The 20168-nt window shown below is 70.0% G+C and carries 17 protein-coding genes and 1 tRNA gene; all 18 read right to left on the reverse strand.

The features are described from left to right. Nucleotides 1-423: 423 nt before the first annotated feature. Nucleotides 424-1785, reverse strand: a complete 1362-nt coding sequence (locus ABC337_RS03120; RefSeq protein ID WP_412882411.1) for an ABC transporter substrate-binding protein — start codon at nucleotides 1783-1785, stop codon at nucleotides 424-426. 268 nt (nucleotides 1786-2053) lie between these two features. Further along, nucleotides 2054-2127 (reverse strand) — tRNA-Leu (locus ABC337_RS03125). A 29-nt stretch (nucleotides 2128-2156) separates the two neighbouring features. Further along, entirely contained in the window at nucleotides 2157-3134 is a 978-nt protein-coding gene (locus ABC337_RS03130; RefSeq protein ID WP_412882410.1) for a GNAT family N-acetyltransferase, read from the reverse strand. A 189-nt stretch (nucleotides 3135-3323) separates the two neighbouring features. Beyond that, nucleotides 3324-4715: an NAD(P)/FAD-dependent oxidoreductase gene (locus tag ABC337_RS03135; RefSeq protein WP_412882409.1), complete on the reverse strand. Its 1392-nt coding sequence runs from the start codon at nucleotides 4713-4715 to the stop codon at nucleotides 3324-3326. A gap of 34 nt (nucleotides 4716-4749) precedes the next feature. Continuing rightward, the gene (locus tag ABC337_RS03140; protein ID WP_412882408.1) at nucleotides 4750-6156 is read right to left on the reverse strand and encodes a S8 family serine peptidase; all 1407 of its coding nucleotides are present in this window, start codon (nucleotides 6154-6156) and stop codon (nucleotides 4750-4752) included. 51 nt (nucleotides 6157-6207) lie between these two features. Continuing rightward, nucleotides 6208-7158, reverse strand: a complete 951-nt coding sequence (locus tag ABC337_RS03145) for a Ppx/GppA phosphatase family protein (protein ID WP_412882407.1) — start codon at nucleotides 7156-7158, stop codon at nucleotides 6208-6210. After that, the gene (locus tag ABC337_RS03150) at nucleotides 7155-7889 is read right to left on the reverse strand and encodes a DUF501 domain-containing protein (protein WP_412882406.1); all 735 of its coding nucleotides are present in this window, start codon (nucleotides 7887-7889) and stop codon (nucleotides 7155-7157) included. Before ABC337_RS03150 ends, ABC337_RS03145 begins: the two co-directional genes overlap by 4 nt. Before the next feature lie 65 nt (nucleotides 7890-7954). Next, nucleotides 7955-8719: an FtsB family cell division protein gene (locus ABC337_RS03155; protein ID WP_412882405.1), complete on the reverse strand. Its 765-nt coding sequence runs from the start codon at nucleotides 8717-8719 to the stop codon at nucleotides 7955-7957. Between the two features lie 121 nt (nucleotides 8720-8840). After that, nucleotides 8841-10121, reverse strand: a complete 1281-nt coding sequence (gene eno / locus ABC337_RS03160) for a phosphopyruvate hydratase (RefSeq protein WP_364136802.1) — start codon at nucleotides 10119-10121, stop codon at nucleotides 8841-8843. Nucleotides 10122-10263: 142 nt separating this feature from the next. After that, complete coding sequence (locus tag ABC337_RS03165) at nucleotides 10264-10926, reverse strand: MazG nucleotide pyrophosphohydrolase domain-containing protein (RefSeq protein WP_412883228.1); 663 nt, start codon at nucleotides 10924-10926, stop codon at nucleotides 10264-10266. 79 nt (nucleotides 10927-11005) lie between these two features. Continuing rightward, nucleotides 11006-12163, reverse strand: coding sequence for an adenosine deaminase (locus ABC337_RS03170; protein WP_412882404.1), 1158 nt, complete (start codon nucleotides 12161-12163; stop codon nucleotides 11006-11008). Between the two features lie 33 nt (nucleotides 12164-12196). Beyond that, nucleotides 12197-12919, reverse strand: a complete 723-nt coding sequence (locus tag ABC337_RS03175) for a DedA family protein (protein ID WP_412882403.1) — start codon at nucleotides 12917-12919, stop codon at nucleotides 12197-12199. A 165-nt stretch (nucleotides 12920-13084) separates the two neighbouring features. Continuing rightward, nucleotides 13085-13696: a DedA family protein gene (locus ABC337_RS03180; RefSeq protein ID WP_412882402.1), complete on the reverse strand. Its 612-nt coding sequence runs from the start codon at nucleotides 13694-13696 to the stop codon at nucleotides 13085-13087. A gap of 79 nt (nucleotides 13697-13775) precedes the next feature. Next, nucleotides 13776-15107 carry a thymidine phosphorylase gene (locus tag ABC337_RS03185; RefSeq protein ID WP_412882401.1) on the reverse strand — a complete coding sequence of 444 codons (1332 nt, stop codon included), beginning with the start codon at nucleotides 15105-15107 and terminating at the stop codon, nucleotides 13776-13778. After that, nucleotides 15104-15547, reverse strand: a complete 444-nt coding sequence (locus ABC337_RS03190) for a cytidine deaminase (protein WP_412882400.1) — start codon at nucleotides 15545-15547, stop codon at nucleotides 15104-15106. The genes ABC337_RS03185 and ABC337_RS03190 overlap by 4 nt, the downstream gene beginning before the upstream one ends. Beyond that, on the reverse strand, nucleotides 15544-17055 hold the full coding sequence (locus ABC337_RS03195) for an ABC transporter permease (RefSeq protein ID WP_412882399.1): 1512 nt from the start codon (nucleotides 17053-17055) through the stop codon (nucleotides 15544-15546). Before ABC337_RS03195 ends, ABC337_RS03190 begins: the two co-directional genes overlap by 4 nt. Beyond that, entirely contained in the window at nucleotides 17052-18410 is a 1359-nt protein-coding gene (locus ABC337_RS03200; RefSeq protein ID WP_412882398.1) for an ABC transporter permease, read from the reverse strand. Before ABC337_RS03200 ends, ABC337_RS03195 begins: the two co-directional genes overlap by 4 nt. Next, nucleotides 18403-19998: an ABC transporter ATP-binding protein gene (locus ABC337_RS03205; RefSeq protein ID WP_400160482.1), complete on the reverse strand. Its 1596-nt coding sequence runs from the start codon at nucleotides 19996-19998 to the stop codon at nucleotides 18403-18405. Before ABC337_RS03205 ends, ABC337_RS03200 begins: the two co-directional genes overlap by 8 nt. Between the last annotated feature and the right edge of the window lie 170 nt (nucleotides 19999-20168).

Below are 20168 nucleotides of genomic sequence, written 5' to 3' on the forward strand. Positions count from 1 at the left end.
TTCTGCATGCCCGGGCGCGTGTGCGGTCCACGTGTGCCGTGCGGGCGCCTCCGCAGCCGCTCGCTCGGCGCCTGCGCTCGTTCCTCCCCGGCGGCCCCTCCCCTCGCAAGCTCGGGCACGGAACCTTGCCGCCGTGGGCCCAGCGCAACAACGGCGCTTTCGCAAGCGCCTGCCCCCGTCGCCTCAGCTTTCCGTTTCTCCGCGCACCTGCGTCCGCCCGGCGTCGAGGTTCCGCGCCGGAACCGGACCGACGCATCGCGGACCCGGGGTGCGCCTGTCCGAAACCGCCGCGCAGACCCGGAACCGCCGCGGCAGCGCCCGCCCCGCAGACGCAGGAAACCCCCGCCCAGATGGACGGGGGTTTCCTGTGTGTCCCCCGCCCAGATGGACGGGGGTTTCCTGTGTGTCGGTCAGAGGCGGGGCTTAGAGCTTGCCGAACTCTTCCTTGACGGGCTTGTAGCTGTTGTCATCCTGGTACTCGTAGATGCCGATGTAGGCTTCCGTCGGGTCACCGGCGTCGGAGAACGTTACGGGGCCGGACTGGCCGTCGTAGTCGATGTCCTTGCCGTTGCGGAGCAGGGTGACGCAGGTGGCGAAGCTGTTGCACTTCTCGCCGCCTTCGGAGACGTCCTTGAGGTGCTTGGCAATCTCCGTGCCCTTGGTGCTCTTGGCTTCCTCGGCGGCCAGGGCGACCAGGTTCACGGCGTCGTAGGACTCGCCTGCGTAGCTGTAATCCTTCAGCGCCGGGTCGATGCCGAGCAGCTTCTTCTTGAAGTCGTCCTTGGCGAAGGTACCGGGGATGGTGCCCTGGGCGCCCTTGAGGGTGCCTGCCTTGAAGTCTTTGCTGTAGTCGGACATGTTGCCGTCCACCATGAAGATCTGCGTGGGCTTGACGCCCTTGCCGGTGATCAGCGGGACGATGCTCTTGGCCTGGTCGAAGGTGATCAGTGCGATCGCGTCCGGCTTGGCGGCGAGGACCTTGTCCACCTGGCTGCTGAACTGCGAGTCACCCTCGTTGAAGAGTTCCTGAGCCACAACCTTGCCGCCGGCGGCCTCAACTGCGGACTGGATGTTCTTGGCCAGGCCGGTGCCGTAGGCGTCGTTGAGGACGATCATGCCGACGGTCTGGGCACCACAGGTGGTCATGTAGTTGCCCAGGACCTTGCCCTGCAGGACGTCGGAGGGAGCGGTGCGCCAGTAGAGGCCCTTGTCGTCCCAGGTGGTGAAGTCCGGCGAGGTGTTGGCCGGGGAGAACTGGATGACGCCCGCACCGGTGATCTGGTTGATCACGGTCTTGGAGACACCGGAGGAGGCGGCGCCGATGATGGCGCTGACACCCTGGCCGAGGAGGGCGGTGGTGGACTGCGTGGCGATGTCGGTCTTGGTGTCGCCGGAGTCGCGGTGGATGACCTCGACCGGCTTGCCCAGGACGCCGCCGGCGTCGTTGATTTCCTTGATGCCGAGGTTCACGCCGGCGATTTCCGGCGGGCCGAGGAACGCGAGCGAACCGGTGGTCGGCAGCAGCGAACCGATCTTCAACGGGGTATCCGTGGTGGTCGAGGAAGCGGGCACGGAGCCTGCGGCGCTGGCCGAGCTGCTGGCAGCCGCGGAGGAGCTGGGAGCCGGGCAGGAAATGCCGCCGGCCTGGCTGGAAGCCGAAGCCGAGCCGGAGCCGCTGGACGACGGCGTGGACGAACCGCCACAAGCCGTAGCCAGAAGGGCGACGCCGATGCTAAGCGCGGTGAGCTTAGCAATGCGCGGCGCCGCCTGGGGGAGTGAAGTCATAGAGAGGTCTCCTCGATCGAAAGGTGCGAACGGCCTTTGACGCGAAAGATCAGGTGTTCCTGATTTAGCTTCAAGCTAGTGCAATTTCAGCCCGAAAATAAGTGACTACGGTCACATCCTTATAACACTCGTTGCCTAGGGGGAATCAGGACCCCAAACCGCCCCCAGACCCCTCGCGGAGCCGCGACAGACCGCCGAACGGCGGCCCTTGGGATGACACAAAACCGCCCCGGCCCTTCACATAGGAAGGGCCGGGGCGGCGACGGGGTACCCCAGGTGGGACTCGAACCCACAACACGCGGATTTTAAGTCCGATGCCTCTGCCAATTGGGCTACTGGGGCGCCGGACAATCGTATCGTGCCGGCACGCCCTAGCAGTGGCCGCCGGCGGCGTCGAAGGGCGCCGCGTATCGGAAGGTGCCGTTCACTCCCCCGGGCCAGAGCGCCAGCGGCAGCAGCTGGAAGTGCTCGCCCCAGGCCGGGTCCGGCGGCTGCACGCCGAGGGACGTGGAGGGGACGAAGCCGAAGCGGGCGTAGTACTCCGGGCTGCCGAGGAGGGCGATGCCCCGCTCCCCCGCGGCGTTGGCCCGGCTGATGGTCTCCTTCATCAGGGCCGAACCGATGCCGTGGCGCTGCAGCCGCGGCGTCACGCCCAGCGGACCGAGCCCCAGCAGCTCCAGCTCCCCCACCCGGCCGCGGGTGCTGATCACGTGGCCCACGATCTCGCCGTCGACCTCGGCGACGACGCTGAACGCCGGCAGGTACTCCCCACACTCGAACAGGGCCGCCAGCAGCCCCACCTCTTCGGGTTCGCCCTCGACCGGCTCCCCGGTGACCGGCGAAATCGCAAACGCCGCGCGGGTCAGCTCCAGCAGAGCGGGGCGGTCCCCCGGCTGTTCGTCGCGCAGCACCAGCCGCGGCTCCGGGGCCGGGGTGCCGCCGCTGGCGGACCGGCTGGCAGCGGACAGTTCGTGGAGCACCTCGAGGGCACGTTCGGCGTCGGGGACCGGGACGAGCAGGTGGTCGTGGTGGAATCCGGCCAGGACTTTGACGCCGATCTTCGCCTCGGCCAGGGCGGCGCTGATGGCGGCGGTGAGCCCGGCGGCTCCGTCCAGGGAAGGGACCTGGGCGGTGATCCAGGCCGCCGCGTGATCATACGTCAGGTCCTGGGCGTCGGCGTCGGCGCGGGGCAGCACCACGGTCAGCCCGTCGGCCTCGCGGACGGCGGCGGCGATGTGGCCGCTCAGCGGCCTGCCCTCGGGCCAGCGGACGTAGACGTACTCGCCTTCGCGGACCGCCGGGTGCATCGTGGCGAGCAGGGCATGCAGGTCTTTCTCGGCTGGGGTCATGGCCCCAGTCTAGGCACGCGAGCAGGGCCCGGGGCCAGGAGTGCGTCCGCCACCAGCGGGACAACGACGACGGCGGCCGCTCCCCTGCGTGGGGAACGACGCCGGCGGCCGCTCCCCTGCGTGGGGAACGACGACGGCGGCCGCTCCCCTGCGTGGGGAACGGCCGCCGTCGTGGTTACTGCGGGTGGACTACTTGGCGTCGGCCGGCTTGGGGGCCGGGGTGGCCGCGGCAACGAATGCGCCGCGCGGGTTGTCCAGGTCCATGAGCTGGGTGGTGTCGCGGCCCAGGAAGAGCTGCCAGAACCAGCCGGAGATCACGCGGATCTTGCGCTCGACCGTGGGCATCGCCAGGCCGTGGTAGCCGCGGTGGGCGAGCCAGGCCAGTGGGCCCTTGAGGCCGATGCGGCCGATCAGGTTGATGTTGGCCACGCCCTTCCATTCGCCGAAGCCGGCGACGGCGCCCAGGTTCTTGTGCTTGTAGTCCTTGAGCTCCTTGCCCCAGCGGGAGGCCCACAGGTTCTTGGCGAGGCGCTTGGCCTGGCGCAGCGCGTGCTGGGCGTTGGGGACGCAGGTGCCGTCAGGGAGGCCCTTGCCCGTGAGGTCGGGCACGGCCGCAACGTCACCGGCGGCCCAGGCGTTCTCGATGATGCCTTCGTCGCCGGCGATGCGCAGGTCCGGGAGGACGCGCACGCGACCGCGGGGCTCGAGCGGGAAGTCGGTGGAACGGACCATCGGGTTGGCCTGCACGCCGGCGGTCCAGACGAGGGTGTCCGACTCGAACTCCTGCGCGGGGGTCTTGTCCGGCAGGTTGATCAGCTTGATGGCGCCCTCGGCGTTGTCCAGCGAGGTGTTCAGCAGCACCTCGATACCGCGGCTGCGCAGGTGCTCGACGACCCACTCGGCCTGCTGGGCGGTGACCTCGGGCATGATGCGGCCCATGGCCTCGACCAGCACGAAGCGGATTTCTTCCTGCTTGACGCGCGGGTTCTTCTTGACCGCGGCGCGGGCCAGGTCTTCCATCTCGGTGATGCACTCGATGCCGGCGAAGCCGCCGCCGACGACGACGAAGGTCAGGGCGCGGGCGCGCTCCGCCGGGTCGGTCATCAGGGAGCCGGTCTCGATCCGCTCAAGGACACCGTTGCGCAGAGCGACGGCTTCCTCGATGGTCTTGAGGCCGATGCCCTTGTCCGCGAGGCCCTTGATCGGGAAGGTGCGGGTGATGGCACCGGCGGCCAGGACGACGTCGAAGTACGGCATCTCGAAGTTCTCGCCGCCGTCGGCCGGGGCGACCACGGCGGTGCGGTTGGCGTGATCGATCGAGAGGACGCGGCCCTCGATGAGCTCGGTCTGGGTCAGGTGCCGGCGGTGCGAAACGACCGCGTGGCGTGCCTCGATGTTGCCGCCGGCAACCTCAGGCAGGAACGGCTGGTAGGTCATGTAGGGCAGCGGGTCGACGACGGTGACGATGCCACCGGCGTTTGCGATCTTCTTCTGCAGTTTGAGGGCTACGTACAGGCCGACGTACCCGCCGCCGACGACGAGTACCCTGGGACGGTCCTGGAGCTGAGGAGTGGTTGCCATGGGTCCAGAATACCGCACTTTGTGAAAACCTTCACTAACTATTCGGGGCTGTGACGTCGTCCGGCTCCGGGACCGTGGCGGCGGCCTCCGGGGCGCTCCCCCGGACCGCCCGGCGGAGCTGGATGGCCGCCCCCGCGATGATGCAGACGATCAATCCGCCGAAGCCCAGGACCACCATCGCGGGCACGGCGGTGTCCGCCGGGGACGGGGCCTGGGCCACCGGAACCGAGGGCTCCGGCAGGGCCGCGGCGGCGCTGGAGGGCGGGGGCGCCGCGGCGGCGCTGGAGGGCGGGGGCGCCGCGGCGGGCGCCGAGGTCGCCGGGATGCCCCGCCGGTGCACGCGGATCCAGTCGGAGATGGTGCCGAGCGGGTTGACCGTGGTTTCGGGGACGTCGGCCTTCAGTGCAGCCTCGGCATTGAGCACGCCGTAGCCGTAGAGCGGGTCCTTGCCGGGGGCGCCGGCGTCCTTGGCGGTGCTGACGATCCGGTTGATCACCTGGCTGGCGGTCATGTCCGGCCACTTGGAGCGGATCAGGGCGGCGACGCCGGCGACGATCGGGGTGGCGCCGGACGTGCCGGCCCACTCGGCGTAGCCGCCACCGGGCAGCCCGCCGATGAGGTTCTCGGCCGGGGCGGCGACGCCGATGCTGATGCCCTGGGACGAGGAGTCGATGCTGGCGGCGCCCTTCCGGTCCAGGCCGGCCACGGTCAGCACGCCGGGAATGGTGGCAGGGGCGCCGACCTGGACGTTGCCGCCCACGCGGTTGCCGGCCGCCGCGACGATGACGACGTCCTTTTGTTCGGCGTAGAGGAACGCGGCGTCCCAGCTCTGCGGCCATTCCGGGGAGGTGCTGCCGAGGGAGATGTTGATGACCCGGGCACCGTTGTCCACGGCCCAGCGGACGGCGGCCGGGATCTGATCCTGGTCGCTCTTGCCGCCGGGGTTGGCCGAGCCCAGCCAGGTGGAGACGGAGAGGATCTGGGCCTCGGGGGCGACGCCGACGATCCCGTCCGGTCCCGGCCCGGAGGCGGTGGGGCTCGGGCTGGGTGAGGGCGCGTCGGTGGCGGGGGCCGGCTGGTGGCCGCGGCCGGCGAGCATGGTGGCCACGAGAGTGCCGTGTTCGGGCTTGGCCCCGATGCTCTTCTGACCGTCGGGCGCCCCGGCACCGGAGATGTCCGTTCCGCCGGCCAGCGCCCCGGCGAGGTCGGCGTGCTTGCCGTCCACGCCGCTGTCGATCACGGCCACCTTCACGCCGGCACCCTTGGAGACCTCCCAGGCCTTGGTGATGCCGGATTCGGCGAGCCAGTATTCCTTGTCCCGCGTGCTGTCGGCGACGGCAGCCGGGGCCACCGTCAGGGTGGCTGCGGCACTGGCGCCGGCGAGGGCCACGGCAATCAGGGCTGAGACGGTCCGGCTCAGCCGGGCTGGTGCTCTGGTCATTCGGGTCCAATCGGCGCTTCGACTGCCGGAGCCCCAGCGAGGCGCGCGGCGCTAGCTGATGCTCAGGGCAATTCCGTCAAGAATATCGTGTTCGCTGGTCACGGCCGTGGTGATGACGCCGCCGGTGGCCTCCGCCATCCGTTCGGCGATCCGGCGCCACACGAGCCCGCCGGCGCCGATCACGTCCACGCGGCCCGGGTGCATGTAGGGCAGCGCGGCCCGGTTGTCCCGCGGCATGTCCAGCAGCGAGGTGCAGGCGGCGCGCACGGCGTCCAGTCCCAGCTCGGTGCCGTGGATGGCGTCCGCGGAGTATTCCGGCAGCTTCAGGGCGTGGGCCGTGATCGTGGTGACGGAGCCCGCGACGCCGATCAGGGCGGTGGCCCGTTCCAGCGGCACGGTCCGGGCGGCCTCGTCGATGGCGGCGTCGACGTCGGCGGTGGCGGCGGCGACCTGGTCCGCGGTGGGCGGGTCGGCCTTGAGGTGCCGCTCGGTCATCCGGACGCAGCCGACGTCGACCGAGCGGGCGGCGATGACGCCGTCGGCGTTGCCGAGGACGAATTCGGTGCTGCCACCGCCGAGGTCGACGACGAGGACGGGGTCGGTCCCGCGGAAGGGCAGGACGCTGCTGGCGCCGGCGAAGGACAGTGCGGCCTCCTCGTCGCCGGAGATGACCTCGGGCTCGACGCCGAGCAAGTCGCGCACGCCGTCGATGAAGACCTGGCGGTTCTTGGCGTCGCGGGTGGCCGAGGTGGCGACGAAGCGCACGCTCGTGGCGTCGTGCCGGCGGATCAGCTCAGCGTAGTCCGCGGTGGCGGCGAGGGTGCGCTCGAGGGCCTCGGGGGCGAACTCCCCCGTGGCATCGACGCCCTGACCCAGGCGGACCACGCGCATCTCACGGACGATGTCGGTGAGCTTGGGCGCGGCCGGATCGCTGGTGTCGACGTCGGCGATCAGCAGGCGGATGGAGTTCGTGCCGCAGTCGATGGCGGCGACGCGGCTCACTGGGCCGCCCCGTCGGTCGCGCCGGCAGCGGAGGCATCGGTGGTGTCGGAGCTCTCGGCCCGGTTCTTCCGCACGGGTGCCGGCCGGCCGACGATGTCGGGCAGGCCCTGCGGGCCGTGGCGGCTCAGGTCCCGGCTGGGGGCCTCGCCGTCGGTGTCCCAGGCGCCGTCGCAGTAGCAGCGGTCCCGGGTCCACCATTCGGCGATCGCGTCGATGGCCTCGTCGCCGAGAGGGTTGACGCCGGGGCCGGCGGCCAGGGAGTGGCCCACCAGGACGTGCAGGCATTTAACCCGGGTGGGCATCCCGCCGGCGGAGACGCCATCGATCTCGGGGACCGGGCCGGTGCCCGAGCGTTTGCCGATCTCGGCGCGGGACTGCAGGTAGGCCTCGTGGGCGGAGCGGTACCGGTCCGCGAGCTCGCCGTCCCCGACGAGCCGGTCGTTCATCTCGTTCATCAGGCCGGCCGCTTCGAGCCGGGACACGGCCGAGGTGATGACCGGGTGCGTCAGGTAGAAGGTGGTGGGGAACGGTGTGCCGTTGCTCAGCCGCGGGGAGGTGGCGGCGACCAGCGGGTTCCCGCAGACGCAGCGGGCGGGGATCTCGACGACGTCGCGCACCGGCCGGCCCAGCTGGCGGCTGAGGACGTCGAGGTCCCGGGCCGTCGGGGTGCGGTGGTCCGCGGCGGGGCCGCCGGTTCCGGACTGGGGGGCGTCCACTCGGTTCTGGTCCACGGGTGCGGCACCTTCCTGCCCTGTTGGGAGGACCGGGTCCGGCGCTCCGGCGGCGGGCGCCGCTTTTAGTCTGTTGCTGATCGGCGGATGGATTCCCAGAGGGAGTCCACCCACGGCAGGGTTTCCTGGCTGTCGCCGCTTGTCGCGGCGGCACCGGTGGCCGGGGTGTCGGCGGGAATGTCGCTGCCGAACACCCAGTACCCGGTTTCGCCGGGCATAACCATGTTAATCCGGTCGCGGGCCTGCTGTTTGACGAAGTTGGGGTCCTGCCAGCGTGAAATCTGCCGCTTCAGGTCCGCCTGCTTGGCCTGGCTGGCGGTGATGTCCGCCTGGAGGCCGGCGATTTCGGAGCGTTTCTCGAGGAAGATCTTGACGGTGGGGGCCAGCAGGATGGTGATGGCCACCATGACCAGGGCCAGCGCCAGCATCCGGCCGGAGAAGGCCTTGGCGGGAACGGGGTCGGTGGAGGCCGCGGCGCGCTCGACGACGGGCCTGCTGCCCGGCGTCGTGGCGGACGAGCCTTTGGAGGCGCCGGAAGCGGTGCCCTTGGCGGCCGGGCCTTTGGGGTTGCCGGGAGCGGTGCCCGACGAAGCTGCGCCCGGTTTCGCGGCGGCGGTTGCGCCGGTGGGGCCGGACGCGGCCCGGCCCGCGGCGGCGTGTGCGGTGCGTCCTGCACCCGGTCCGGGTACCTGCGCGGGGGCGTGGGCCTGGCGGGATCCGCCGAAGTCGGCCCGGATCACGTCGCCGCCGTCGGGCTCCCCCCGGCCGGCGGCCGGTGCAGGGGCGGCCGGCGCAGCTGCCCTGGGAACTTTGGGACGGCGGGTTGCCATGTCACTCCTTCACAACTGGCCGGCACATTGGCCGGACCGGGGCCAACTACGGCCGGCCAAAACAGAACCGGTGGCCATGGTTCTTTCCACCATAGCCACCGGTCACTGGTTTTTGCGGGTACTAGCCCTTGAAACGCGGGAAGGCGCTGCGGCCGGCGTAGCGTGCGGCGTCGTCGAGCTCCTCCTCGATGCGCAGGAGCTGGTTGTACTTGGCAACGCGCTCGGAGCGGGCCGGGGCGCCGGTCTTGATCTGGCCGGCGTTGGTGGCCACGGCGATGTCCGCGATGGTGGTGTCCTCGGTCTCGCCGGAGCGGTGCGAGGTGATGGTGGTGTACCCGTTGCGCTGGGCCAGGGAGACGGCGTCCAGGGTCTCGGTCAGCGAACCGATCTGGTTGACCTTGACCAGCAGGGAGTTGGCGGTCTTGGCGTCGATGCCGGTCTGCAGGCGCTCCGGGTTGGTGACGAAGAGGTCGTCGCCGACGATCTGGACCTTGTCGCCGATGCTGTCGGTGAGGGTCTTCCAGCCCTCCCAGTCGTTCTCGTCCAGCGGGTCCTCGATGGAGACCAGCGGGTAGTCGGCGACCAGTTCGGCGTAGTAGGCGCTCATCTCGGCGGAGCTCAGGGTCTTGCCCTCGAACTCGTAGGAGCCGTTCTTGAAGAACTCGGAGGAGGCGACGTCCAGGGCCAGGGCCACGTCCTTGCCGGGTGTGTAGCCGGCGTTCTTGATAGCTTCCTGGATCAGGTCCAGGGCGGCGCGGTTGGAGGGCAGGTTCGGTGCGAAGCCGCCCTCGTCGCCCAGGCCGGTGGCCAGACCCTTGGACTGCAGCACGGCCTTGAGCGCGTGGTAGACCTCAACGCCCCAGCGGAGGCCCTCGGAGAAGGTCTCGGCGCCCAGCGGGACAACCATGAATTCCTGGATGTCGACGTCGGAGTCGGCGTGCGAGCCGCCGTTGAGGATGTTCATCAGCGGCACGGGCAGGACGTGGGCGTTCGGGCCGCCCAGGTACTTGTACAGCGGCAGGTCGGCGGAGGCGGCGGCGGCGTTGGCCACGGCCAGGGAGACGCCCAGGATGGCGTTGGCGCCGAGCTTGCCCTTGTTGGCGGTGCCGTCGAGGTCGATCATGGCCTGGTCGATGCTGCGCTGGTCCGTGGCGTCGAAGCCGATCAGGGCCGGGGCGATCTGGTCGATGACGGCGTCGACTGCCTTCTGGACACCCTTGCCGAGGTAGCGGCCCTTGTCGCCGTCGCGCAGTTCCACCGCCTCGTGCTCGCCGGTGGAGGCGCCGGAGGGAACGGCCGCGCGGCCGATCTGGCCGTCGGAGAGCAGAACTTCAACTTCTACGGTCGGGTTGCCGCGGGAATCGAGGATCTCGCGGGCGTGGATGGCATCGATAAGCGCCATGGAAATGCTCCTTTGGGTGAAGCGGTGTGTTGGGTATCTGACTGCTGGAAACTCAGGGGGTGGTCAAGCCGTCGTGGACGTCCTCGTCACCCCCTAGCCTAGTCCAGAGGGGCCGGGGTTACGGAAAGTTATTAAGTCCCGGCTACGTCCCGGGCAGGGGCTCGCCGGCGGCGGGTTCCGGCGGCGCGGTCCCGCCCGTGGCGGCGGCCTGGAAGCGGCGGTTGGCCGCCCGGAGCGCCCGTTCGGCGTCCAGCCCCCGGGCCCGGGCGGCGGCCACCATGGCGAACAGGGCCTCGCCCAGTTCCTCCTCGGTATGGGGACCGGGATCGCCGACGGGTTCGGTGGCGGTTCCGCCTGGTGCGGGCACGACGGCGGGCGGCCGGGCAGGCAGGCCGGCCCGGTCCGCGCGGTCGAGCAGCTTCTGTGTCCGGGCCAGGGCGGGCAGCGCGGCCGGGACGCCCTCGAAGGCGTGGCCGAGCCCGGACTTCTCCGCCCGCTTCACCGCATCCCAGGTCTGCACGATCTCCTCCACCGTCGCGGGGAAGGTGTCCTGCAGGGTGCCGTCGGGACGGAAGACGTGCGGGTTGCGGCGGATCATCTTCTCCCGCAGCCCGCGGGCGACGTCGTCGAAGTCGAAGGCGCCGCGTTCCTCGGCCAGCCGGGCGTGCAGCACCACTTGGAGCAGCACGTCGCCCAGCTCGGCGCGGAGTTCAGCGTCACCGTGCCCGCCCTCGATGGTTTCCGCCGTCTCGAAGGCCTCCTCGAGGAGGTACTCCACCAGGGAGTCGTGGGTAAGGGCGCCCATCCAGGGGCAGTGGTCGCGCAGGCTGGCAATTACCCCTGCCAGCGCGTCCACCGCCCCGGAAGGGTCGGCCTCGGGGTTCCTAGCCAAGGTCGGCGTAGGCCTCGTTGATGTATTCGACCAGGGCTTCCTTCTCCTCCAGCGGGAGGAAGGCGGCCTCGGCGGCGTTGAGGGTAAGTTCCAGCAGGTCGTCGAGGTCGTAGTCGAAGGTTTCGACCAGCAGTTCGAACTCGTCGGTGAGGGTCACGCCGCTCATCAGCCGGTTGTCGGTGTTGATGGTGACGTTGAAGCCCAGCTGGTAGAGCATGTCCACGGGGTGGCTCTCGATGCCCTCGCCGAAGCCGGAGATGGCGCCGGTCTGCAGGTTGGAGGACGGGCAGATTTCCAGGGCGATGCCCCGGTCCCGCACCCAGCCGGCGAGGTCGCCGAGGGTGACCATGCCGATGGTGTCGGGAACCTCGTCGCCCTCGGTCCCGTCGCTCTCAGCTTCTTCGAATTCGATGGTGACGTCCTCGGCGATCCGGACGCCGTGGCCCAGGCGCAGGGCGCGGCCGTCCACCAGGGCGGACTGGATGCTTTCCAGGCCGGCAGCCTCGCCGGCGTGCACGGTAGCCGGGAAGTTGTGCTGGGCCAGGTAGGTGAAGGCGTCCTTGAACCTGGAGGGCAGGAAGCCGTCCTCGGCGCCTGCGATGTCGAAGCCGACGGCGCCCTGGTGGCGGTGGCGGACGGCGAGTTCGGCGATTTCCTGGCTGCGGTCGGCGTGGCGCATGGCGGTGATCAGCTGGCCCACCTGGATCTCGCGGCCGGTCTCGGAGACGGCCTCGACGCCGGCGTCGAGGCCGGCCTGGACCGCCTCGACGACCTCGTCCAGGGTCAGGCCCCGCTGCAGGTGCTGCTCGGGCGCCCAGCGCACCTCGCCATAGACGACGCCGTCGTCGGCGAGGTCCTCGACGAATTCCTTGGCGACCCGGAAGAGGCCTTCCTTGGTCTGCATCACGGCGATGGTGTGGTCGAAGGTCTCGAGGTAGCGGACCAGCGAGCCGGAGTCGGCGGACTCCCGGAACCACTCCCCCAGCGCGACGGGATCGGTGGAGGGCAGTGTGTGCCCGACCTCGGCGGCCAGGTCGATGATGGTGGCCGGACGCAGTCCGCCGTCCAGGTGGTCGTGGAGGGAAACCTTCGGCAGGACCTTCAGGTCGAACTCGAGGTCAGGGGCATCGTCAGCAATAGTCTCAGTCACGCTCCCACCATAGGGTCGGACGGCGCCGCGGCGCTACTTCCGCGAGGCGTCGCTTGGCGCGTGCCGGCCGGGGGCCGCGGCCTCGTGTGCAGGCTTCGGTGCGCCGTCGTGCGCGGCCTTCGGTGCCGCCTCGCCGGCGGCCTCGTCGCGACGGCCCAAGCGCTTGTGCCACCAGCGCAGCGCATGGTCCACGCCAACGCCGAGCACGATCGCGAAGACGACGGCGATTCCGGCGCTGAGCAGCGGGTTGTGGTGCAGCCACGGGAACGAGCTGGCGAGCAGGCCGATGCCCAGCGAGTACACCACCCAGGTCAGGCAGGCGAAGGCGTCGAGCAGGAAGAAGCGGCGGTGCGGGAAGCCCGTGGTGCCGGCGACGTAGTTGACCGCGACGCGTCCCCAGGGGATGTAACGGGCGGTGAAGATCAGCACGGCGCCGCGCTTTTCGAGCTCGTACCGGGCCCAGGCGAAGACCCGCTGCACCTTGGGTTTGCGCATCCAGCGGAAGCGTTCCAGCCCGATCCGGCTGCCCAGCAGGTAAGCCATGTTGTCGCCGGCGATCGCGCCGACCAGGGCCGTCAGGCCGAGGATCCAGAGGTTGGGCTCGCCGCTGTGCCGTGAGTACGCGGCCAGGGCCACGATCAGGGTCTCGCTGGGCACCACCATGGCGAAGCCGTCGACAAAGAAGAAGACCAGCAGGAGGGGATAAATCCACCATTGGCCGGCGGCATGGAGCACGGCCTCATTAATGAACTCCACGCGGGCTGTGCTCCTCGGAAACTGAACGGGTGCGGACAACGGAAAGGGTGCGGAACTGGAGGCTAATCACGCCGTCGTCGACTGGGTGATGTGCATCGCATCCCAGTGTCCCACGCCCGGCTCCCCCGGCGCTACGCGGGTTCGTCACGGCGCTGCGCGGGGTCGTCACGGCGCCTTCATCGGGGTTCCCCGGCGCAGCCGGTTCAGGACCAGGTCCACGGCAACGCCGAGCAGCACCGCGCAGATGATGGCGATGGTGGCGGCGAGCAGGTGGTTGTGATCGAACCACTGGCCGAAAAACAACCCGATGCCCACCGAGTACGCGCCCCAGAGGACCGCGGAGAGCGCGGTGAGGCCGACAAATTGGGGCCGGGAGTATCCGGTCGCCCCGGCGGTGAGGTTGACGGCAACGCGGCCGATGGGGATGAAGCGGGCCACCATGATCAGCGACGCGGGCCGCTTCCGCAGTTCCCGGCCGGCCCAGGCCAGCGCCCGCTGGGTCCGGTAGCCGCGCATCCAGCGCCAGCGGTCGGTCCCGGCGGAACGGCCGATGGCGTACGCAATGTTGTCCCCGGCGAAGGCCCCGGCGGCGGCCACGGCGAGCAGCAGAACCGGGTTGGGGACGCCGGCGGTGGCGGTGACGGCGGCCAGGCCCACCACCACCGACTCGCTCGGCACCGGTGGGAAGAAGCCGTCGATGAGGCAACAGGCGAAGACCAGGATGAGAACCCACGGCTGGCCTGCGGCTGCCAGGATGAAGTCGTTGATTGCCTGCACGATTTCCTAACGCACGGCGGGACCCGGTTTCTCCCGGACTGCTGTGCAGCCAGTGTACTGCCGGGTCCCCGCGGTGGTCTTAGGCGATGCGGTCGATGATCAGCTGCTGGGCCGGACGGGATCCCTCGGGGGCGATCACGGCGGCGTGCTCCAGCGCTTCCTTGGCCCTGTCGAACTTTTCCGGGGTGTCGGTCAGCAGCGTCATCAGCGGTTCGCCGGCGCGGACGGTGGCGCCGGGCTTGGCGTGCATCCGCACGCCGGCGCCGGCCTGGACCTGGTCCTCCTTGCGGGCCCGGCCGGCGCCCAGGCGCCAGGCTGCGACGCCGACGGCCATCGCGTCGAGTTCCACCAGCACACCGTCGGCCTGGGCGTAGATGGTTTCGGATTCCTTGGCCACCGGCAGCGCCGCGCGCGGGTCGCCGCCCTGGGCCTCGATCATCCGGTTCCAGACGTCCATGGCGCGGCCGTCCTTGAGCGCTGCCCGGGGGTCGGCGTCGTTGACGCCGGCGCAGGCCAGCATCTCCTCGGCCAGCCGGACGGTGAGTTCGACGACGTCCTCGGGGCCGCCGCCGGCGAGCACCTCCACGGACTCCTCGACCTCGATCGCGTTGCCCGCGGTCAGGCCCAGCGGGGTGTTCATGTTGGTCAGCAGGGCCACGGTGTTCACGCCCGCGTCCTTGCCCAGGGCCACCATGGTCTCGGCCAGTTCCCGGGCCCGCGCCTCGTCCTTCATGAACGCGCCGCTGCCCACCTTGACGTCCAGCACCAGGGAGCCGGTGCCCTCCGCGATCTTCTTGCTCATGATCGAGGAGGCGATCAGCGGGATCGCCTCGACCGTTCCGGTGACGTCGCGCAGGGCGTAGAGCTTCTTGTCCGCCGGGGCCAGGCCGGCGCCGGCGGCGCAGATGACAGCGCCCACGTCCTGCAGCTGGGCGAGCATTTCCTCGTTGCTGAGGTCCGCGCGCCAGCCGGGGATCGACTCGAGCTTGTCCAGGGTGCCGCCGGTGTGGCCCAGGCCGCGGCCGGAGAGCTGCGGGACGGCGACGCCGAAGACGGCCACCAGGGGTGCCAGCGGGAGGGTGATCTTGTCCCCCACGCCGCCGGTGGAGTGCTTGTCCGAGGTGGCCTTCACGCCGCCGTCGGGCCGGCGCAGGCTGGAGAAGTCCATCCGCTCGCCGGAGGCGATCATCGCCGCGGTCCAGCGGGAGATCTCCGCGCGGTCCATGCCGTTGAGGAGGATGGCCATGTTCAGGGCGGCCATCTGTTCGTCGGCGATGGCCCCGCGGGTGTAAGCGTCGATCGTCCAGTCGATCTGGGCGGCGCTGAGCGTGCCCTTGTCCCGCTTGGTGCGGATGATGTCGACGGCGTCGAAGGACTCCGTGTTAGCGGAAGAGTGGGTGGACGGGGTCATCGGGTTTCCTCCAGATGTTGGGGGCCAAAGGCGTCGGGCAGCACCTGGTCCATCGTCTTGATGCCCTGGGTGGTCATGAGTTCCATGTCCGGGGCGCGGAATTCGTAGAGCAGCTGGCGGCAGCGGCCGCACGGCATCAGGACGGTGCCGTGCGCGTCGACGCAGTAGAAGGCGCGCAACTGCCCGCCGCCGGTCATCTGCAGGTTGCCCACCAGGGTGCACTCGGCACAGAGGGTGAGGCCGTAGCTGGCGTTTTCGACGTTGCAGCCGCTGACGATCCGCCCGTCCGCGGTAAGGGCGGCAGCCCCCACCGGGAAGGACGAATAGGGGGCGTAGGCGTTCCGCATCGCCGCGATGGCGGCGGCCTCGAGGGCCGGCCAGTCCACCGCAGCGCTGAGGTCCACGGGCTCGACGGCGGGGTTTCCGGTCACGCCCGTCACCCCTTCACGTACGGTATGCCGCCGGCCGCGGGCGGCCTGGACCGTCCGACCAGCCCGGCGACGGCGATCACCGTCAAGGCGTAGGGCAGCATCGCCATGAACTGGCTGGGCACCGGCGAGCCGATGATGGTGATGATGCTCTGCAGGTTGTCCGCGAAGCCGAACAGCAGCGCGGCCAGGAACGCCCCGATGGGGTTCCAGCGGCCGAAGATCATGGCGGCGAGGGCGATGTAGCCGCGGCCGCCGGACATGTCCTTGCTGAACGCGTCCACGGAGACAAGGGTGAAGAAGGAGCCGCCGATGCCGGCGATCGCCCCGCCCATCAGGACATTGATGAACCGGGTGCGGTTGACGTTGATGCCCACCGTGTCGGCCGCCTGCGGGTGTTCGCCGACGGCGCGCACGCGCAGGCCCCACTTGGTGTGGAACAGCCCGACGTAGACCACGATCACGGCGATGTACATCAGGTAGCCCACCAGGGACTGGTGGAACAGGATGGGTCCGATGATCGGGATATCGGCCAGGAACGGGATGTCGACCGCTTGCAGCCGGCCGGGCTTGTTCAGGTGCTCCGGGTCCGCGGTGAGCAGGGTGGAGAACAGGAAGCTGGTGAGGCCGCTGATCAGGACGTTGAGCACGACGCCGACGATGATCTGGTTGACCAGGTACTTGATGCTGACCACGGCCAGGACCAGGGAGACCAGCGCACCGGCGATCGCGGCGGACACCAGGCCGATGTAGACGTTGCCGGTGATGGTGGCGACGACGGCGGCGGAGAATGCGCCCAGCAGCAGCTGGCCCTCGATGGCGATGTTGACCACGCCGGCCCGCTCGCAGAGCACGCCGGAGAGGGAGCCGAAGACCAGCGGCACGGCCAGGGTGACGGCGCCGGCCATCAGGCCGCCGAGGGAGATGGAGGGCTCGGGGTCGCGGCCGCCGGCGACGATCCAGATCATGAAGCCGACCAGGAAGACGACGGCGAAGAGCCCGCCCACCCAGCCGGGGGTGCGGCGGTGCTGCAGGGTCAGCCAGATGGTGTAGCCGGCCAGGGCCAGCAGCAGCACGGAGCAGATCCAGCCGAACACCATCGAGGGCACGGTGATCTTTTCCACCTGCGCGACGCCGAGGGCGGCCAGGCCCAGGACGACGACGGCGGCGATGGTGGTTGCGGGGATCCAGCGGTCCACGGGTCCGCCGTCGCGCCGCTGGCTGATCCAGCGGTAGCCGACGTAGGCCGCGGCGGCGAGGGCGACGGCCAGGGTGATCCAGGCCGCGGCGGAGGAGGCGTTCGGGTCGCGGGCCTCGGCGATCCGGAAGCCCGCTGACTTGGTGTTGGCCAGGAAGCCGAACAGGATGGTGCCGAGGACGGCCAGCAGGCCCAGGCCGATGCCGGCCTTCCAGCTCACCAGCTCGGCCGCGGCCGGGGTTCCGGCCTTGCCGCCGGGGGCGGTGGCGCCGCCCTTCCCGGTGCCCGGCGTGCTGGCCGGGGAGTGTGTGGTGGCGCTCATGCTGCCGCTCCGCTCTTCACGCCGCCGGCGTGCGTGCCGGCGGTCCCACTCGTGGTGGTCTTTTTCTTACGGGGGTTCAGTCCGAAGATCGCCCGCACCAGCGGGGGCGCCGCGATGAACAGCACGATCAGGGACTGGATGACCAGGACGATGTCGATCGGGGTCTGGGTCTGGGCCTGCATGGCCACGCCGCCGGCGCGGAAGGCACCGAAGAGCAGGCCGGCGAAGAACGTTCCCCACGGCGTCGAACGGCCCAGCAGGGCGACGGTGATGGCGTCGAAGCCGATCGAGGCGGCGACGCCACCGGAGAGGTACTTCTCGGTGCCGGAGACCTGGGCGATGCCGGCGAGGCCGGCCAGGGCGCCGGCGATCGCCATCACGAGGATGGTGCTGCGGGCGACGTTGATGCCGGCGGTGCGTGCGGCGCTCGGGTTCGCGCCGACGGCCCGGAACTCAAAGCCGATGGTGGAGCGGTTCAGCAGCCACCAGACGAACACGGTGGCCAGGATCGCGGCCAGGAATCCGGCGTGCAGGCGGAACTGCGGTCCGAGCAGTTCCGGGAACAGCGCGCTGGGGTCCAGGAACGGCGAGATCGGGTTGGTGGAGCCCTTGCGCTGGAACGCCGGGGTGGTCAGCAGGAACAGCAGCAGGAAGTTGGCGATGTAGTTGAGCATGATCGTGACGATCACCTCGTGGGCGCCGGTACGGGCCTTCAGCAGGCCGACGACGCCGCCCCAGACCGCGCCGCCGACCAGGCCGGCGACGATGACGACGAGCAGGTGCAGCCCAATGGGAAGGTGCCAGGCGAACCCGGCGTAGGCGCCGAACAGGGCCCCGAAGATGATCTGGCCCTGGGCGCCGATGTTGAACAGGCCGGCGCGGAAGGCGAGGGCGACGCCGAGGCCGGCGCAGATCAGCGGGGTGGCGACCGTGAAGGTCTCCGTGATCGGGTACAGCTGGGCGGACAGGTCGGCCCCGGCCCAGTTGAAGATTGAGCCCTGCACCAGCGCGGTGTAGGGCCGGATGACCTCGGTGAGCAGGTCTCCGGGCTGGGCGAAGAAGTACCCGGCCGCGGCGGCGACCTTCGGGTTGGTGACGGCCATCAGGATGCCGCCAAGCACGATCGCGAGCAGGACCGAGAGCACGGAGACCATGGCGTTGCCGGTGAAGATCCGGTGCATCACGGTGCCCTCGCGGTCACCGCCGTGCAGCTGGGTGGCGGCGGGTACGGCCGAGGGCTGCATCTGGCCGCCGGCGGTGTCGAGGGCGACGTCGGAGGCGACGGCCTCGGGGGTGGTCCCGCCGGGCGTGGTGCCGCCGGGCGCCTGGGGCTCGGGGGTTGTCTTCTCAGACATGGGTTTCTCCTTCGTGGCCGGCAGGCTCCGGGAGCGCCGTCGTCGTCGTGCCGCTGGGGGCGTGGGCGGAGGCGCTGGCTTCGGCTTCGGCGGCCGGGACGCCGGCCATCATCAGGCCCAGCACGTCGCGGGAGGTGGTGGCGGGCACGATGCCGACCAGCTTGCCGCGGTAGAGCACGGCGATCCGGTCCGCCAGCTGCATGACCTCGTCGAGTTCGGTGGAGACAATCATGACCGGGGTGCCGTGGTCGCGTTCGGCGATGACGCGCTTGTGCACGAATTCGATCGAGCCGACGTCCAGGCCGCGGGTGGGCTGGGATGCGATGAAGAGCCGCAGCGGGCGGGAGAGCTCGCGGGCCAGCACCACCTTCTGCTGGTTGCCGCCCGAGAGGGTGCCGACGGCGGCGGCGACCGAGGGGGTGCGGACGTCGAATTCCTCGACCTTCTTGGCCGCGTTCTCGGCGATCACGGAGGGTTTCATCCCGACGCCGCGGGCGAACGGTGCCTTGTCGTAGAGGTCCAGGATCATGTTCTCGGCGATGGTGAAGGTGCCGACCAAGCCGTCGAGGGTGCGGTCCTCGGGGACGAAGCCGACGCCGGCGCCGAGGACGTGCTTGACGCTCTTGCCCAGCAGTTCCTCGCCGTCGAGCGTGATCGATCCGGTGACGTGCGGCTGGACGCCGAGGATCGCCTCGGTCAGTTCGGTCTGGCCGTTGCCCTGCACGCCGGCGATGGCGAGGACCTCGCCCTTGGCGATGTCGAAGGACAGCCCGTCGACGACGTGCTGGCCGTTGTGGTCGGTCACGGTGAGGTTCCGGACCGTGAACGTCACGTCGCCGGTCCTGGCGGGAGCCTTGTCCAGGTTCAGGCTGACGGCGCGTCCCACCATGGCGGAGGCCAGTTCGGTGGGTGAGGCGGAGGGATCGGCCTGGCCGACGACCTTGCCGCGGCGGATGACGGTGATGGTGTCCGAGATTGCCTTGACCTCGCGGAGCTTGTGCGAGATGAAGACGATCGACTTCCCGTCCCGCTTCAGCTGCCGGATGATGTCCAGGAGTTCGTCCGTTTCCTGCGGGGTGAGCACGGCGGTGGGCTCGTCCAGGATCAGGACCTCGGCGTCGCGGACCAGGGCCTTGATGATCTCGACGCGCTGCTGGACACCGACGGGGAGGTCCTCGACCATCGCGTCGGGGTCGACGTCGAAGCCGTACTGGTCCGAGATCTGCCGGATCTTCTCGCGCGTGGCGTCCAGGTTCAGCAGCCCGGCGGCCTTGGTGGTCTCGTTGCCGAGGGCCACGTTCTCGGCCACGGTGAAGACCGGGATGAGCATGAAGTGCTGGTGGACCATTCCGATGCCGGCGGCCATCGCCTCGCCCGGATCCTTGAAGACCACGGGTTTGTCGTCCACCAGGATCTCGCCCTCGGTCGGGTCGTAGAGACCGTAGAGGACGTTCATCAGGGTGGACTTGCCGGCGCCGTTTTCGCCCAGCAGGCAGTGCACCTGCCCGGGTTCGACGACCAGGTCAATGTGGTCATTGGCTACCAGGGATCCGAAGCGCTTCGTGATCCCCTTCAGTTCGAGTTTCAAAACCCCAACCAATCTGTCTGTGTAAATGGACTGCTCCGGCGCCGTGGTGGGCGGCAGCGCAGTGGGTGATCCCAGCCTAGTGTCACGGGTGGTTACTGGGCAGGGTGGTGGCCGGGCGGGCTTCCCCAAACGCGGCCCGGCGGGGTGCCGGGAGGTCCCGGCAAAACAGA

The sequence above is a fragment of the Arthrobacter phoenicis genome (assembly GCF_047238215.1).
GTDB lineage: Bacteria > Actinomycetota > Actinomycetes > Actinomycetales > Micrococcaceae > Arthrobacter.